A 14660-nucleotide genomic window follows, 5' to 3' on the forward strand; every position below is an offset into this window, starting at 1 on the left:
GGCTGCGACAGTGGAGAACCTGATCGGACTGCTCGTCGCGGCGCCGCTGCTGGGCGCGGGCATCCTGCTGACCGGAGGCCGGCGGCTCGACCGCTTCGGCCACCTGCTCGGCACGCTGCTCGCCCTGGCGTCGTTCGCGCTCGGCGTGGTGCTGTTCGCCAACATGCTGGGCAAGGACGCCGACGCGCGTGGCCTGCACTCGCACCTGTTCACCTGGGTGCCGGTCGGCGGTTTCCGCGCCGATGTCGGCTTCCAGCTCGACCAGTTGTCGATGACGTTCGTGCTGCTGATCACCGGTGTGGGCACGCTGATCCACATCTACTCGATCGGCTACATGGAGCACGACGAGCGCCGCCGCCGCTTCTTCGGCTACCTCAACCTGTTCCTCGCGGCGATGCTGCTGCTGGTGCTGGCCGACAACTACTTCCTGCTGTACGCCGGTTGGGAGGGCGTCGGCCTCGCCTCGTACCTGCTGATCGGTTTCTGGCAGCACAAGCCGAGCGCGGCGACCGCGGCGAAGAAGGCGTTCCTGGTCAACCGGGTCGGCGACATCGGCCTGTCGGTGGCCATCATGCTGATGTTCACCACCTTCGGCTCGTTCGCCTTCGCGGACATCCTGCCGCGGGCCGCGGACGCCTCGACCACGCAGCACGCCACGATCACCGGCATCGGCTTCATGCTGCTGCTGGCCGCGTGCGGCAAGTCGGCCCAGGTGCCGCTCCAGTCCTGGCTCGGCGACGCGATGGAGGGCCCGACCCCGGTCTCGGCCCTGATCCACGCCGCGACCATGGTGACCGCGGGCGTCTACCTGATCACCCGCTCCGGCGCGATCTTCAACGCGGCACCCGACGCGCAGACCGCCGTCGTCACCGTCGGCGCGGTCACGCTGCTGTTCGGTGCGATCGTCGGTTGCGCGAAGGACGACATCAAGAAGGCGCTCGCCGGATCGACGATGTCGCAGATCGGCTACATGATCATGGCGGCCGGGCTCGGCCCGATCGGTTACGTCTTCGCGATCATGCACCTGGTCACGCACGGCTTCTTCAAGGCCGGGCTGTTCCTGGGCGCCGGTTCGGTCATGCACGGCATGAACGACGAGGTCGACATGCGGCGTTACGGGGGCCTGCGCACGTACATGCCGGTCACCTTCGTCACCTTCGGTCTCGGCTACCTGGCGATCATCGGCTTCCCCGGCCTGTCCGGCTTCTTCTCCAAGGACAAGATCATCGAGGCGGCCTTCGCCAAGGGCGGCGCCGAGGGCTGGATTCTCGGCTGCTGCGCCCTGCTGGGCGCCGCGATCACGGCCTTCTACATGACGCGCGTGATGCTGATGACCTTCTTCGGCGAGAAGCGCTGGGTGCCGGACGCCGAGGGCCACGAGCCGCACCCGCACGAGTCGCCCAAGTCGATGACCATCCCGATGATCATCCTGGCCTTCGGCTCGGTCCTGGCCGGTGGGCTGTTCAGCATCAACTCCTCCTTCGTGAAGTGGCTGGAGCCGGTCACCGGGCACGCCGAGGGCGACTCGCCGATCAGCGCGGGCACCGTCACCGGCGGCACGATGGTGGCGCTGGTCATCGGCGTCGGCATCGCCTGGATGCTGTACGGCCGCAGGTCCGTCCCCGCCGTCGCGCCGCGCGGCTCGCTGCTGACCCGGGCGGCCCGCCGCGACCTGCTCCAGGACGACTTCAACCACGTCGTCCTCGTCCGCGGCGGCGAGCACCTCACCCGCTCGCTGGTCTACCTCGACCACTCCCTGGTCGACGGCGTCGTCAACGGCACGGCCGCCTCGGTCGGCGGCCTCTCCGGCCGCCTCCGCAAGCTCCAGAACGGCTACGTACGGTCGTACGCCGTCTCGATGCTCGGCGGCTCCGCGGTGCTGGTCGCCGCGACTCTTCTCATGAGGGCGGTCTGATAGCTCATGTCCTTTCCCCTCCTCACGGTCACCGCCGCGCTGCCCGCGGTAGGCGCTGTCGTCACCGCGGCCGTGCCCGCGGCGAAGAGGACCGCCGCCAAGTACACGGCGCTGGTCTTCTCGCTGGGCACGCTCGGTCTGGCCATCGCCGCGCTGGTCCGCTTCGATCCGGGCGGCGACCGCTATCAGCTCACCGAGTCGCACGCCTGGATCAAGAACTTCGGGCTCCGCTACGACCTGGGCGTGGACGGCATCGCCGTCGCCCTGATCGCCCTGACCGCGCTGCTGATCCCCTTCGTGATGCTGGCCGGCTGGCATGACGCCGAGCCTCTGGAGACCGCGGCTCCCAGCGGCTCCGCCGCGGGCAACCCCCACCTCAAGTGGCGTCCCACGCAGGGCTTCTTCGCGCTGATCCTGCTGGTCGAGGCCATGGTGGTGCTCTCCTTCGAGGCCACCGACGTCTTCCTCTTCTACATCTTCTTCGAAGCCATGCTCATCCCGATGTACTTCCTCATCGGCGGCTTCGGCGACCGGGCGCACGCGGCCGGTGAGGAAGAGGCGGCACGGCAGCGGTCGTACGCGGCGGTCAAGTTCCTGCTGTACAACCTGGCGGGCGGCCTGATCATGCTCGCCGCGGTGATCGGCCTGTACGCGGTCACCGCCAAGCAGCTCGGCACCGGCACCTTCTCGCTCCAGGAGATCCTGGCCGCGCGCGGTTCCGGGAAGCTGCACATCGAGACGTCCACCGAGCGCTGGCTGTTCCTCGGCTTCTTCTTCGCCTTCGCGGTGAAGGCGCCGCTGTGGCCGCTGCACACCTGGCTGCCGAACGCGATGGGCGAGTCCACCGCGCCGGTCGCCGTGCTGATCACCGCGGTCGTCGACAAGGTCGGCACCTTCGCGATGCTGCGCTACTGCCTCCAGCTCTTCCCCGAGGCGTCCAAGTGGGCGACCCCGGTGATCCTGGTCCTGGCCGTGATCGGCATCATCTACGGCGCGCTGCTCGCCGTCGGCCAGCGGGACATCAAGCGGCTGATCGCGTACGCCTCGATCTCGCACTTCGGCTTCATCATCCTGGGCATCTTCGCGATGACCACCCAGGGGCAGAGCGGCGCCGCGCTGTACATGGTCAACCACGGCATCTCGACGGCCGCGCTGATGCTGGTCGCGGGCTTCCTGATCACCCGGCGCGGCTCGCGGCTCATCGCCGACTTCGGCGGTGTGCAGAAGGTGGCGCCGGTACTGGCGGGCACCTTCCTGATCGGCGGCCTCGCCACCTTGTCGCTGCCGGGCCTGGCGCCCTTCGTCAGCGAATTCCTCGTACTGGTCGGCACGTTCAGCCGCTACCCGGTGCTCGGCATCATCGCCACGCTGGGCATCGTGCTCGCCGCGCTGTACGTGCTGGTGCTCTACCAGCGCACGATGACCGGCCCGGTCAAGGCCGGGATCGAGGGCATGTCCGACCTGAAGGTACGTGAACTGGTCGTCGTGGCACCGCTGATCGCGCTGCTGCTCTTCCTGGGCGTGTACCCGAAGCCGGTGACCGACATCCTCAACCCGTCGGTCAAGCACACGCTCTCCGACGTGCACAAGACCGATCCCAAGCCCGCGCTGGAGGCGAAGAAGTGAGCGCAGCAGACAAGGGAGCCGTAGGTGTGGGCGCCGTCCACAGCTTGTGGACGACGGCCGCTCCGGTCGCCGACAAGATCCCGAAGCCGGACATCGAGTACGCCCAGCTCTCGCCGGTGCTGATCGTCTTCGGCGTGGCGATGGTGGGCATCCTCCTTGAGGCGTTCCTGCCGCGCCGCTCCCGTTACACCGCGCAGCTCGTCCTCGCCGTGGTCGGTCTCGCGGCGGCCTTCGCCGCCGTGGTCGCGCTCGCCGAGAAGGGGTACGGCACCACGAAGGCGCATGTCGCCGCGATGGGCGCGGTCGCCGTGGACGGTCCCGCGCTCTTCCTCCAGGGCACGATCCTGCTGGTGGCGATCGTGGCCGTCTTCACCTTCGCCGAACGGCGCCTGGACCCGAAGGCGCACGGCAACAACGTCGACTCCTTCGCGGCCCAGGGTTCCGCCGTCCCCGGCGGCGAGCAGGAGAAGGCCGCGGTCAAGGCCGGTTTCACCACCACCGAGGTCTTCCCGCTGCTGCTCTTCGCGGTCGGCGGCATGCTGGTCTTCCCGGCGGCGAACGACCTGCTGACGCTCTTCGTCGCCCTCGAGGTCTTCTCGCTGCCGCTGTACATCCTGTGCGCGCTGGCCCGCCGCAACCGCCTGCTGTCGCAGGAAGCCGCCGTCAAGTACTTCCTGCTCGGCGCCTTCTCCTCGGCCTTCCTGCTCTTCGGGATCGCCCTGCTCTACGGCTACTCGGGCACGGTCACCTACGGCGGCATCGCCTCGGTCATCGACGGCACCGCCCCGATGACCCCGGCGCTCGCCAACAGCACCGGCAATGACGCGCTGCTCCTGATCGGCTTCGCGATGGTCGCGGTCGGCCTGCTCTTCAAGGTCGGCGCCGTCCCGTTCCACATGTGGACCCCGGACGTCTACCAGGGCGCGCCGACCCCGGTCACCGGCTTCATGGCCGCCGCCACCAAGGTCGCCGCCTTCGGCGCGCTGCTGCGGCTGCTGTACGTCGTCCTGCCCGGACTGCGCTGGGACTGGCGGCCCGTCATGTGGGGCGTCGCCATCCTCACGATGCTGGCGGGCGCGATCATCGCCGTCACCCAGACCGATGTGAAGCGGCTGCTGGCCTACTCCTCGGTCGCCCACGCCGGGTTCATCCTGGCGGGCGTGATCGCCACCGACAAGGAGGGCGTCTCCTCCGTCCTGTTCTACCTCGCCGCGTACTCCTTCGTGACCCTCGGCGCCTTCGCCGTCGTCACGCTGGTGCGCGACGCGGGCGGCGAGGCCACGCACCTGTCGCGGTGGGCCGGTCTCGGGCGGCGCTCGCCGCTGGTCGCGGCCGTCTTCGCCGTGTTCCTGCTGGCCTTCGCGGGCATCCCGCTGACGTCCGGTTTCGCGGGGAAGTTCGCGGTGTTCAAGGCCGCGGCGCAGGGCGGTGCGATGCCGCTGGTCATCGTCGGTGTCATCTCGTCGGCCATCGCGGCCTTCTTCTACATCCGCGTGATCGTGCTGATGTTCTTCAGCGAGCCGAAGGCGGACGGTCCGTCCGTCGCGGTGCCGAGCCCGCTGACGTCCACCGCCATCGCCATAGGGGTGGCCGTCACGATCGTGCTGGGTCTGGCCCCCCAGTACTTCCTGGATCTCGCCGACAAGGCGGGCGTGTTCGTCCGCTGACCGTCTCCTCGCCGCCGCCGCGCCCCCGGGTGCCCCCTCAAGGGGCCCCGGGGGCGCGGCGCGTGGGGGGCGTGCGGGCACCCGGCCACCGGCCGTTGCCCCGGGGGACGGGGCGGGGTCAGTTGGGGACGGCGAGGAGGAGGGCGAAGCGGGACTGGGGGTCGGTCCACCAGTGGCGGACGGTGAAGCCGCCTTCGTGGAGTTCGGCCGTGAGGGAGTCGCGGCGGAATTTGCAGGAGATCTCGGTGCGCAGGTGCTCGCCGGGGGTGAAGCCGGTGGTGAGGTCGAGGTCGGGGATCTTGACGGTCTGGGCGGTACGGGAGCGCAGGTGCATCTCGATCCGCTCGTGGTCGGTGTTCCACAGGGCGACGTGGTCGAAGGCGTCGGGGTCGAAGTCGGCGCCGAGCTCGCGGTTGAGCACGTGCAGGACGTTCTTGTTGAACTCGGCGGTGATGCCCTGCGAGTCGTCGTAGGCGCGGACCAGGACGTCCGGGTCCTTGACCAGGTCGGCGCCGAGGAGCAGGACGTCGTCGCTGGTGAGGGAGAGGGACAGCGTCCGGTAGAAGGCGCGGCGCTGGGCCGCGTCGAAGTTGCCGATGGTGCTGCCGAGGAAGGCCAGCAGGCGCGGGCCCGGCTCGTCGGACAGCGCGAGACCGCTCTCGAAGTCGGCGACGGTCGCGGCGACGCGCAGCCCCGGGTAGTCGCGGACGATCGCCTCACCGGCCTCTTCGAGGGCGGACGCGCTGACGTCCAGCGGCGCGTAGCGCGACAGCGTGCCGCCCGAGGTCAGCGCGTCGAGCAGCAGCCGCGTCTTGCGGGAGGAGCCCGAGCCCAGCTCGATCAGGGTCGCGGCCCGGGTGAGCTGCGCGATCTCGGGGGCCCTGCGGGTCAGGATCTCCTGCTCGGCGCGGGTCGGGTAGTACTCCGGCAGCCGCGTGATCTGCTCGAAGAGATCGCTGCCGCGCTTGTCGTAGAACCACTTGGGCGGCAGGGTGCGCGGCGCGGTGGTGAGCCCGCCGAGCACGTCGGCGCGCAGTGAGGTCGTGAAGTAGTCGGCGGGCAGCCGGTCGTCGAGGGTGAAGCGGCTGCCACCCGTGCGGCTCTCGTCCATGCTGCTCTCCTCCATAAGGGGCGGGTGCGGGTCCTCGCGTGTGCGGTCCTTGCCTCGGGCGTCCTCGCGGTCGGTACGGACAGGGGTCGGCGGGCGCAGCGGGATGATCCGTACGCCCTCGGTGGTCGCCAGCAGCAGCGACCGGTCCGGGACTTCGTGCCAGTCGCCCGGAGCGTCGTCCGGCTCCGAGGCGACGAGCACGGACCTCCCGGAGGCCACGGCCTCCGCGGACCCCGGCACATCGCGGCCGGTACGGAACCACAGCGTGTCCCCGTACGCCGTGGCCGCGATCGTCCGGCCGTCCGTGAGCAGCAGATTGAGCCGCGCGGTCGGCCGGGCGGCGGCGACCTCACGTACGACGGAGGCGAGCGCCCCGCCCGGCGGCTGGCCCTGCCGCAGCCGCCGGGTGAGCAGCGCCCACAACAGCGCCGAGTCGCTGTGGGACGCGAGGCCCAGCAGTTCGGCGGAGGTCAGATCGGTCGGCAGCCGCTCCCAGTCGGCGACGGCGCCGTTGTGGCTGAACAGCCAGCGGCCGTCACGGAAGGGCGCGGCGGCCGACTCGTCTTGGGTGGTGCCCGCGGTCGCGGACCGTACCGCCGCCAGGACGGCGCCGGCCCGGATCGTCCGGGCCAGCTCGGTGAAGTTGGCGTCCGACCACACGGGTACGGCCCGCCGGTAACGGGCGGGGAGCGGAAAGCCCTCGTCACCCTCCTCGGGCGAGGGCTCCAGCGGGTACCAACCCACGCCGAAACCATCCGCGTTCACCGTGCCGTGCCGTTGGAGCCGCGGCTGCCACGACTGCTCGTACAGTCCGCGCGACGGCTCGGTGAGCAGCCGGGCCAGCGTCAACGGCGGCCCGACGTACGCGAGATGACGGCACATCAGCCGCGCCCGGCTTCCGGGGACGGGGACGCGGACGGAGACGTGGACGCCGACCCGGACCCTGCCCCGGCCCCCGGCCCCGACGCGTCCCGCGCCGTCCTGAACCCGGAGAAGATCTGCCGCCGGATCGGATAGTCCCAGTTGCGGAACGTCCCGCGCGCCGCCACCTGGTCCGCGCCGAACGACCCGCCGCGCAGCACCTTGTAGTCGGGACCGAAGAAGACGTCGGAATACTCCTTGTACGGGAACGCCTCGAAGCCCGGGTACGGCGCGAAGTCCGAGGACGTCCACTCCCATACGTCGCCCAGGAGTTGACGCGCGCCGCAGGGCGCCGCACCGGCCGGGTAACTGCCCGCGGGCGCGGGCCGCAGGTGCGTCTGGCCGAGATTGGCGTGCTCGGGACCGGGATCGGCGTCACCCCACGGGTAGCGCAGCGAGCGCCCGGTCGCCGGGTCGTGCCGCGCCGCCTTCTCCCACTCCTCCTCGGTCGGCAGCCGCCGCCCGGCCCAGCGGGCGTACGCGTCGGCCTCGTACCAACACACGTGCACGACCGGCTCGTTGACCCGTACGGGCTCGGTCCGGCCGAAGACGCGCCGGGTCCAGACGGAGGCGCCGTCGTCGTACGACCAGAAGAGCGGCGCTTCGAGGCCCGCGTCCTGGACGTGCCGCCAGCCCTCCTCGGTCCACCAGCGGGCGTCCTGGTAGCCGCCCGCCGCGATGAAGGCGAGGTAGTCGCCGTTGGTGACCGGCACGGTGTCCAGCCAGAAGGCGGCGACGTCCACGGTGTGCTGGGGGCGCTCGTTGTCCAGCGCCCACGGCTCGGTGCTGGTGCCCATCGTGAACGGGCCGCCGGGGACCAAGACTTCGGCGGGCAGCACGGCCGCGTCCGCGGGCGCCTGCGGAGGCTCGGGGGCCTCCAGGACGGCCGGGCCGCTGCGGAGCTGATGGGTGGCGAGCATCGTCTCGTCGTGCTGCTGCTCGTGCTGGGCGAGCATCCCGAAGACGAAGCCGTCCGCGAGCAGCCGTTCCGCCCGCTCCCGCTTCAGGGACGGCGAGTCGTTGGGCGAGGTGTCGACGGCGTCCAGTACGCCGACGGTCTCGGCGCGTACCTCCGCCACGTACGCCCTGGCCTCGTCGGGGCCGAGCAGCGGCAGCGCGGGACGGTCGGCGCGCGGGTGCTGGAAGGCGTCGTAGAGCTGGTCGAGGTCCGGCCGCAGGCCCGGCCTGCCGCCGGCCTCACGGACCAGCCACAGCTCTTCCTGGTTGCCGATGTGCGCCAGGTCCCAGACCAGCGGGGACATCAGCGGCGAGTGCTGCGCGGCCAGATCCGCGTCGTCCACGCAGTCGGTGAGGGCCATGGTCCTGCGCCGGGCGGTCTCCAGCGCGGCGAGCGCCCGCGCCTTGACATCAAAGCCGCCGGAGCCGCCTGAGCCACCGGAAGCCCCGGACCCGTTGGAAGCCCCGGACCCGCCGGAAGCCCCGGACCCGCCGGACCCGTCAGCACCGCCCGAAGCACGCGAAGCGCCCGAAGCGCCCGATGCCGAGCCAGGCGTGGCGGAAGCGGCCGAAGTGCTGGATGCGCCAAAAGTGAGGGAAGTGCCGGGTGAGGCACTGTTTTCGGCCGTGTTCCGGCCGTCGGTACGAGGGTTTGTCACGACATGCCTTCCGGAGGGTCAGACGCGGCGCAGCGCGTCCAACTGGTCGTGGGCGGGACATCGTCCGCGTTCTGGATAGCGTTCGGCGAAGTCGGCGACGGCCAGCCGCAGGGCCGCCGGCGCGTCGGTACGCGCCAGCGCACCGGCAGCGGCGTCGAAACAGGCCCGTACGGCCTCGCCGATGACGGGGTCGGCGGGGCCGACCCGGGCGGCGCGCCGCCACATCTCCTCGGACGGCATCGGATCGCCGTCCTCGCAGAGCGGCTCGGTGGCCGCGTGGGCGGCCTCGGCGGCGACGGGGTCGTCCAGCAGTGTCGCCGTCAGCACGGTCGGGACGATCCAGTCGTCGCCGTCCTGCGCGTCGGTCATCCGCAGCTCCAGCCAGCCGCGCGGGCGGACCGGCGGGAAGAGCGTGCTGAGGTGGTAGTCGAGGTCGTCCACGGTCGGCGCCCGCACGCCCGGCGCGCCCCGCAGCCATGCGCGGAAGGTCAGGTCGCCCGGCACCGACCAGTCGGGCTGGGCGGCGTCCCAGACGCCGCTGCTGTCGGTGGGCCCCTCGCGTACGCACAGCAGGCGCGCGTCGAGGGCGTACCGCGTCCACGCGGCACGGGGGTCCTCGTCGTGCCCCGGCTGCCGGGTGCGGCTGGGGTCCATCCGGCTCCAGACCGCCTGCCGGGTGGAGACCCAGCCGGTCGGCGTACCGCCCTGGACCGGCGAATTCGCGAAGGCCGCGACCAGGACCGGGCCGATCCGGTGCGCCAGCTCCCAGCGGAAGCGGTAGCCGGAGGTGCCCGCGGAGTCGTCGCCCGCGTCGAGGTTCACCTGAAGGGCGGCGGTGCGCCGCATCATCGTGCGGCCCCACGGGCCGTCGCGGTCGAAGAAGCTCTCCATGGCCCGGTAGCGGGGATGGTCGAGCACGCGGGGAGGGTCGCGGAACGGGTCGAGCCCGCGTCCCACGAGGACGAGTCCCGCCTCGTCGGTCGCCTGTCGCAGTGCCGCGAGATCGGCGGCCATGGAGTCGACGCAGGCGGCGAGGGTGTCGGCGGGCCGGGAGCTGAGCTCCACCTGGCCGCCCGGCTCACGGGTGAGCCTGCTGCCGCTGGGCAGCCCGCCCGGCTGTTCGACGGGCGCGAGGGCCGCGTCCAGCCGGTCGACGGATATCAGGGACAGCGGATCGGAGCGGTCGTGGACCAGCCACTCCAATTCCACACCGGTGCGTGCGGGCGGACCCGTTTTGAAGCAGACCCCGCGCACGTGGGCCTCCGCCTCGTCTTCCCGCAGGTCGGCTGCCATCGATCCACCTCCTCTCTTTCCTTGGGGGGTTTCCCCGGGGATTACCCGTGGGGTCTACCCCGAAGCGAGGACATGTCACCTGTTGCTGCCGCGAGTGTAGTTGACCATGTTGCGGGACCGTCTTACGTAATGGTGAACGTTCTTCGGTCAACCGCCCGAATCGGCCATCATCCCTTCCGGGCGGTCTTTACGTCGCTAAAACCGGCATTACGGATCATAACCGGCCAGGTCGGAGACGGCCTGGTGTAGTGCCGGAGCGGGGGTAGCCGAGGGGCAGGGACGGGGATAGCCGAGAAGCAGGGGCGGGGGAAGCCGAGGGGCAGAGCGGGGGAAGCCGCGCCGCCGGAGTGGGGAATCGGTGCGGCCGGAGCGGGGAACCCGTGAGGAAGCCGCGGCGAATACGGGGCGAATCCGGGGGGAATTCCGGAACCTCGCTTCCGGTACGCCGCGACCCCGCTTCCAGGGCGATGCCCCGGCGGTGATCCACAGCCGACCGGCTACGCTGCCCGTGTAGACAGTGCCGCCCCTCAGACCCCGCCAGAAGCCAGATCAGCGACAGGAGTACCCCTCGTGACCGTCGTCGGGCCCTTCGGGCTGAGCGTGTGGGACGAGGCCCTCGAGGCCGACGTCCAGGCCGGTCTCTCGGCCGTCGAAGAGGGCCTGCTGGAGGCCACCAAGAGTGATGTCCCGTTCATCACCGACGCCGCGCGCCACCTCCTCAAGGCGGGAGGCAAGCGCTTCCGGCCACTCCTGGTGATGCTCGGGGCCCAGTTCGGCGACCCGCACGCGCCCCGGGTGGTCCCCGCGGCCGTCGTGGTCGAGCTGACCCACCTGGCCACGCTCTACCACGACGACATCATGGACGAGGCCGAGGTGCGCCGCGGCGTGCCCAGCGCCAACGCCCGCTGGGGCAACTCCGTCGCCATCCTGACCGGCGACTTCCTCTTCTCCCGCGCCTCGCACATCCTGGCCGACCTCGGCCCCGAGGCCGTACGCGTCCAGGCGGAGTCCTTCGAACGGCTGGTCACCGGCCAGATCCTGGAGACGGTCGGGCCGCGCGACGGCCGCGACCCGATCGACCACTACCTGGACGTCCTCGCGGGCAAGACCAGTTCGCTGATGGCCGTGTCCGGGCGGTTCGGCGCGATGATGTCCGGCGCGGACGAGACGGTCGTGCACACCCTCACCCAGTACGGCGAGCGGATCGGCCTGGCCTTCCAGCTCGCCGACGACCTCCTCGACATCACCAGCGACAGCCACGAGTCCGGCAAGACCCCGGGCACCGACCTGCGCGAGGGCATCGCCACGCTGCCGATCCTGCACGTACGCCGTCTGTACCAGCAGGCCGCGGGCGGCGTCTCGGCCACCGACCGCCGCCTCAACCAGCTCCTCGACGGCGACCTCACCGACGACGCCCTGCACGGCGAGGCCCTGAGCCTCCTGCGCGGCCACCCCGCGCTCGAACAGGCCCGCCGCGACACCCTCCGGTACGCCGACGAGGCGCGCGCCGCCCTCGCGCCGCTGCCGGAGTGCACGGCGAAGCTGGCGCTGGCGGCGCTGTGCGACATCGTGGTGCACCGGGCGGGCTAGCCCCCGCGTCGGGCTCCCGCGTCGGGCCCCGGCGTCGGGCTGCATCGGCGACGTGCACCGGCCGGTGAGGTCGGATCGCCGGCGTCCCCTAGGTGGCGCCCTGCGCCGACCCGAGTACGGCGTCGGGGTCTGTCATCCCGGGGACGTACACAGGGTTGCATCCGTCGGCTGATGTGGCGGGTTGGCCGTTTTGGTGTGATGGAGACGTCCACTTCACGGCGGACCGGGCGACAATGGCCCGGGGAGCGGACGAGTGCGAGGCAGTGAACCGCCGCGACGACGGAGGTAGAGACGCGATGGCACGGATCCAACCGGCACAGTTTCCGGAGCACCCGGAATCGGACGAGCCCGGCAGGGGGCGGGGACGCAAGGCCATGCGGTACGCGGTGCCCGTCGCGGTGGCGGGGGTGGCGGCGGCGACCATCAGCCTCGTACCCGCGCTCGCGGACACCGGCAGCCCGTCGCTGCCCACGCTGACGGCGGAGCAGTTGCTCACGAAGGTCGCGGCGTCCGACACCCAGACGGTGTCGGGCTCGGTGAAGGTCAGTACGGACCTCGGGCTGCCCGACGTCCTGTCCGGCGGCGCGGCGAGCAGCCTGTTCGGCGGCGCCGCGAGCGCCGCGGGCCCGTCCGGCAAGGACGGCAAGGGCTCGGCCGCGGCCCCGCAGGCCCAGCTCACCCAGCTCCTGGCCGGTTCGCACACCCTGCACGTGGCGGCGGACGGCCCCGACCGGCAGAAGGTCTCGATCATCGAGCCCACCGCCGAGTACAGCCTGATCCACAACGGCACCGAGGTCTGGGGCTACGACAGCGGGTCCAACGAGGCGTATCACGCGACCGCCCCGGCCGACGCCAAGGGCGGCGCCGACAGCAGGGCCCGGTCCCAGGACTTCCCGGCCACCCCGCAGGCCGCCGCCCAGCAGGTGCTCAAGGCCGCCGACGGTACGGCCTCGGTCACCGTGGACGGCACCGCGCGCGTCGCGGGCCACAGCGCGTACCAACTCCTGGTCACCCCGCAGCACGCGGACAAGACCACGGTCGGCGCGATCCGTATCGCCGTCGACTCCAAGACCGGCGTCCCGCTGAAGTTCACGCTCTCGCCCAAGGGCGGCGGCAAGGCCATCGTGGACATCGGCTTCACGAAGGTGAGCTTCGGCAAGCCGTCCGCGTCGACCTTCACCTTCACCCCGCCCAAGGGCACGAAGGTCACCGAGGCCGGCAAGGAGTCCGACGCCGTCACCAAGGGCCAGAAGGGGTTTGACGGTGTCACCGGCCTGCCCGGCTTCGACGGTGTCAACGGCACCGGTCACACCTCCGGCGGCGAGCCCACCGTCATCGGCAAGGGCTGGGACTCCATCGCCGTCATCACGTCGCCCGGCGGCCTGCCCTCCGGCGCCGACAAGAACGCGCACGGCAAGGGCGGCGGCGACGCCCAGTCCCTGCTCAACAGCTTCGGGCGGCACGTCACCGGTGACTTCGGCTCCGGCACCGTCTTCCACACCCGCCTGGTCAACGCCCTCCTGACCGACAAGGGCACCCTGTACGTGGGCGCGGTGACGCAGTCCGCGCTGATGGACGCGGCGAACGCGGCGAACGCGGCGAACGCGGCGAAGTAGCGTCGCTCGCACGCCAGTCGGCGGGTGCCCGTCCCCGTCCGGGGGGGCACCCACCGGGCGCGGGCGGAAGCGGGTCCGGGCCCAGGCCCGGAGCCGGGAGTTCCGGCCGGGCGCGGCGTGCGCCGTACACTTCCCAGTCCCCGTCGCAGAGGAGCGCGATGCAGCAGCCGCAGGCCGCCGGGCCGAACGGGCCGAGCGCGTACGACGCGGTGACCGTGCCCGCGGCGGACGCCGCCGACGTGGTGATCGAGACGCGCGGCCTCGCGAAGCGGTACCGCGGCACGCTCGCCGTGGACGGCCTGGACCTGCGGGTGCCGCGCGGCAGCGTCTTCGGTTTCCTGGGCCCCAACGGCTCGGGGAAGACGACGACGATCCGGATGCTGATGGGCCTGATCGCGCCGACGGCGGGCACGGCGCGGGTGCTGGGCCGCCCGATGCCGGGCGCACAGCGCACGGTGCTGCCCAAGGTGGGCGCGCTGATCGAGGGCCCGGCCCTCTACGGCTTCCTGTCCGGCCGGGACAATCTGCTGCGGTACGACGCGGCCGACCCGACGGCCGACCCGCGTACGCGCCGGGCCAGGGTGGGCTCCGCGCTGGACCGGGTCGGGCTCACGGCGGCGGGCCCGAAGAAGGCGAAGGCGTACTCGCTGGGCATGAAGCAGCGGCTCGGACTGGCCGCCGCCCTGCTCCAGCCGCGCGAGCTGCTGGTCCTCGACGAGCCCACGAACGGGCTCGATCCGCAGGGCATGCGCGAAATCCGCTCCCTGGTAAGGGAGCTGGCCGCCGACGGCACCACCGTCTTCCTCTCCTCGCACCTGCTGGACGAGATCGAGCAGGTCTGTACGCACGCGGCCGTCATGGCGCGCGGCCGGCTCCTCACGCAGGGGCCGGTGGCCGACCTCGCGGCCGGTACGCGCGGGCGGCTCGTCGTCACCACACCGGACCCGGCGGAGGCGGCCCGCGTGCTCACCGAACACGGCGTCGGCGCCCTCCTCACCGACGGTCAACGCGTCAGCGGCGAACTGCCCCCCGACCCGCCGGACCTCGCCGACCTCAACGCCGCGCTGGTCGCCGCGGGCGTCCGCGTCCGCGGCTTCGGCCTCGAACGCGCCTCCCTGGAGGACGCGTTCGTCGCCCTGACAGGAGAGGGCTTCGATGTCGCGGGCTGAAACGGAGCCGGCCGCTTCGAGCGCCGACCAGAACCGGCCTGCGACCGGCCCGCGACCTGAGCCGACCCGCGCCCCGGGCCCGGCCGGCCCGGAGCCCGCATCGCCCCCGGAGCCCGCCGCCCGGCCCTCCGGGCCC

General features: G+C 71.8%; 9 protein-coding genes and 1 pseudogene. 6 read left to right on the forward strand and 4 right to left on the reverse strand.

The genetic code is table 11. The features are described from left to right. Positions 1 to 10: 10 nt before the first annotated feature. Genes nuoL through nuoN form a run of 3 tightly spaced genes read left to right on the forward strand, consistent with a single transcriptional unit; the run spans position 11 to position 5208 of the window. Positions 11 to 1915 carry an NADH-quinone oxidoreductase subunit L gene (gene nuoL / locus ACIO6U_RS27890; protein WP_355340429.1) on the forward strand — a complete coding sequence of 635 codons (1905 nt, stop codon included), beginning with the start codon at positions 11 to 13 and terminating at the stop codon, positions 1913 to 1915. 6 nt (positions 1916 to 1921) lie between these two features. Further along, positions 1922 to 3541 carry an NADH-quinone oxidoreductase subunit M gene (locus ACIO6U_RS27895; protein WP_355340426.1) on the forward strand — a complete coding sequence of 540 codons (1620 nt, stop codon included), beginning with the start codon at positions 1922 to 1924 and terminating at the stop codon, positions 3539 to 3541. Further along, a complete protein-coding gene (nuoN, locus tag ACIO6U_RS27900) occupies positions 3538 to 5208 on the forward strand; it encodes an NADH-quinone oxidoreductase subunit NuoN (protein WP_355340423.1) in 1671 nt (556 codons plus the stop codon). The genes ACIO6U_RS27895 and nuoN overlap by 4 nt, the downstream gene beginning before the upstream one ends. A gap of 118 nt (positions 5209 to 5326) precedes the next feature. On the opposite strand, the gene egtD is transcribed toward nuoN, so the two are convergent. The 4 genes and pseudogenes from egtD to egtA all read right to left on the reverse strand — a co-directional run bounded on the left by egtD (position 5327) and on the right by egtA (position 10149). Continuing rightward, the gene (gene egtD / locus ACIO6U_RS27905; protein WP_391050443.1) at positions 5327 to 6319 is read right to left on the reverse strand and encodes an L-histidine N(alpha)-methyltransferase; all 993 of its coding nucleotides are present in this window, start codon (positions 6317 to 6319) and stop codon (positions 5327 to 5329) included. 108 nt (positions 6320 to 6427) lie between these two features. Beyond that, positions 6428 to 7201: pseudogene (gene egtC / locus ACIO6U_RS27910) on the reverse strand (ergothioneine biosynthesis protein EgtC); the annotation flags it as partial. After that, entirely contained in the window at positions 7201 to 8559 is a 1359-nt protein-coding gene (egtB, locus tag ACIO6U_RS27915; protein WP_401723269.1) for an ergothioneine biosynthesis protein EgtB, read from the reverse strand. The gene egtB and the pseudogene egtC, both read right to left, overlap by 1 nt. 315 nt (positions 8560 to 8874) lie before the next feature. Next, complete coding sequence (gene egtA / locus ACIO6U_RS27920) at positions 8875 to 10149, reverse strand: ergothioneine biosynthesis glutamate--cysteine ligase EgtA (RefSeq protein WP_401723272.1); 1275 nt, start codon at positions 10147 to 10149, stop codon at positions 8875 to 8877. A gap of 570 nt (positions 10150 to 10719) precedes the next feature. Here egtA and ACIO6U_RS27925 point away from each other — a divergent pair. From ACIO6U_RS27925 to ACIO6U_RS27935, 3 genes are all read left to right on the forward strand, one after another. Beyond that, the gene (locus ACIO6U_RS27925; protein ID WP_355340417.1) at positions 10720 to 11739 is read left to right on the forward strand and encodes a polyprenyl synthetase family protein; all 1020 of its coding nucleotides are present in this window, start codon (positions 10720 to 10722) and stop codon (positions 11737 to 11739) included. A 296-nt stretch (positions 11740 to 12035) separates the two neighbouring features. After that, a complete protein-coding gene (locus ACIO6U_RS27930) occupies positions 12036 to 13355 on the forward strand; it encodes an outer membrane lipoprotein carrier protein LolA (protein WP_391050390.1) in 1320 nt (439 codons plus the stop codon). 158 nt (positions 13356 to 13513) lie between these two features. Then, positions 13514 to 14524: an ABC transporter ATP-binding protein gene (locus ACIO6U_RS27935; protein WP_401723276.1), complete on the forward strand. Its 1011-nt coding sequence runs from the start codon at positions 13514 to 13516 to the stop codon at positions 14522 to 14524. Positions 14525 to 14660 lie beyond the last annotated feature (136 nt).

The organism is Streptomyces sp. NPDC087422, assembly GCF_044744145.1.
GTDB lineage: Bacteria > Actinomycetota > Actinomycetes > Streptomycetales > Streptomycetaceae > Actinacidiphila.

Excerpts from the sequence above, each read along its gene's own strand:
- ACIO6U_RS27935 (WP_401723276.1), top strand. The coding sequence starts at position 13,514 with ATGCAGCAGCCGCAGGCCGCCGGGCCGAACGGGCCGAGCGCGTACGAC.
- ACIO6U_RS27895 (WP_355340426.1), top strand. The coding sequence starts at position 1,922 with ATGTCCTTTCCCCTCCTCACGGTCACCGCCGCGCTGCCCGCGGTAGGC.
- egtD (WP_391050443.1), bottom strand. The coding sequence starts at position 6,319 with ATGGACGAGAGCCGCACGGGTGGCAGCCGCTTCACCCTCGACGACCGG.
- egtA (WP_401723272.1), bottom strand. The coding sequence starts at position 10,149 with ATGGCAGCCGACCTGCGGGAAGACGAGGCGGAGGCCCACGTGCGCGGG.
- egtB (WP_401723269.1), bottom strand. The coding sequence starts at position 8,559 with ATGGCCCTCACCGACTGCGTGGACGACGCGGATCTGGCCGCGCAGCAC.
- ACIO6U_RS27930 (WP_391050390.1), top strand. The coding sequence starts at position 12,036 with ATGGCACGGATCCAACCGGCACAGTTTCCGGAGCACCCGGAATCGGAC.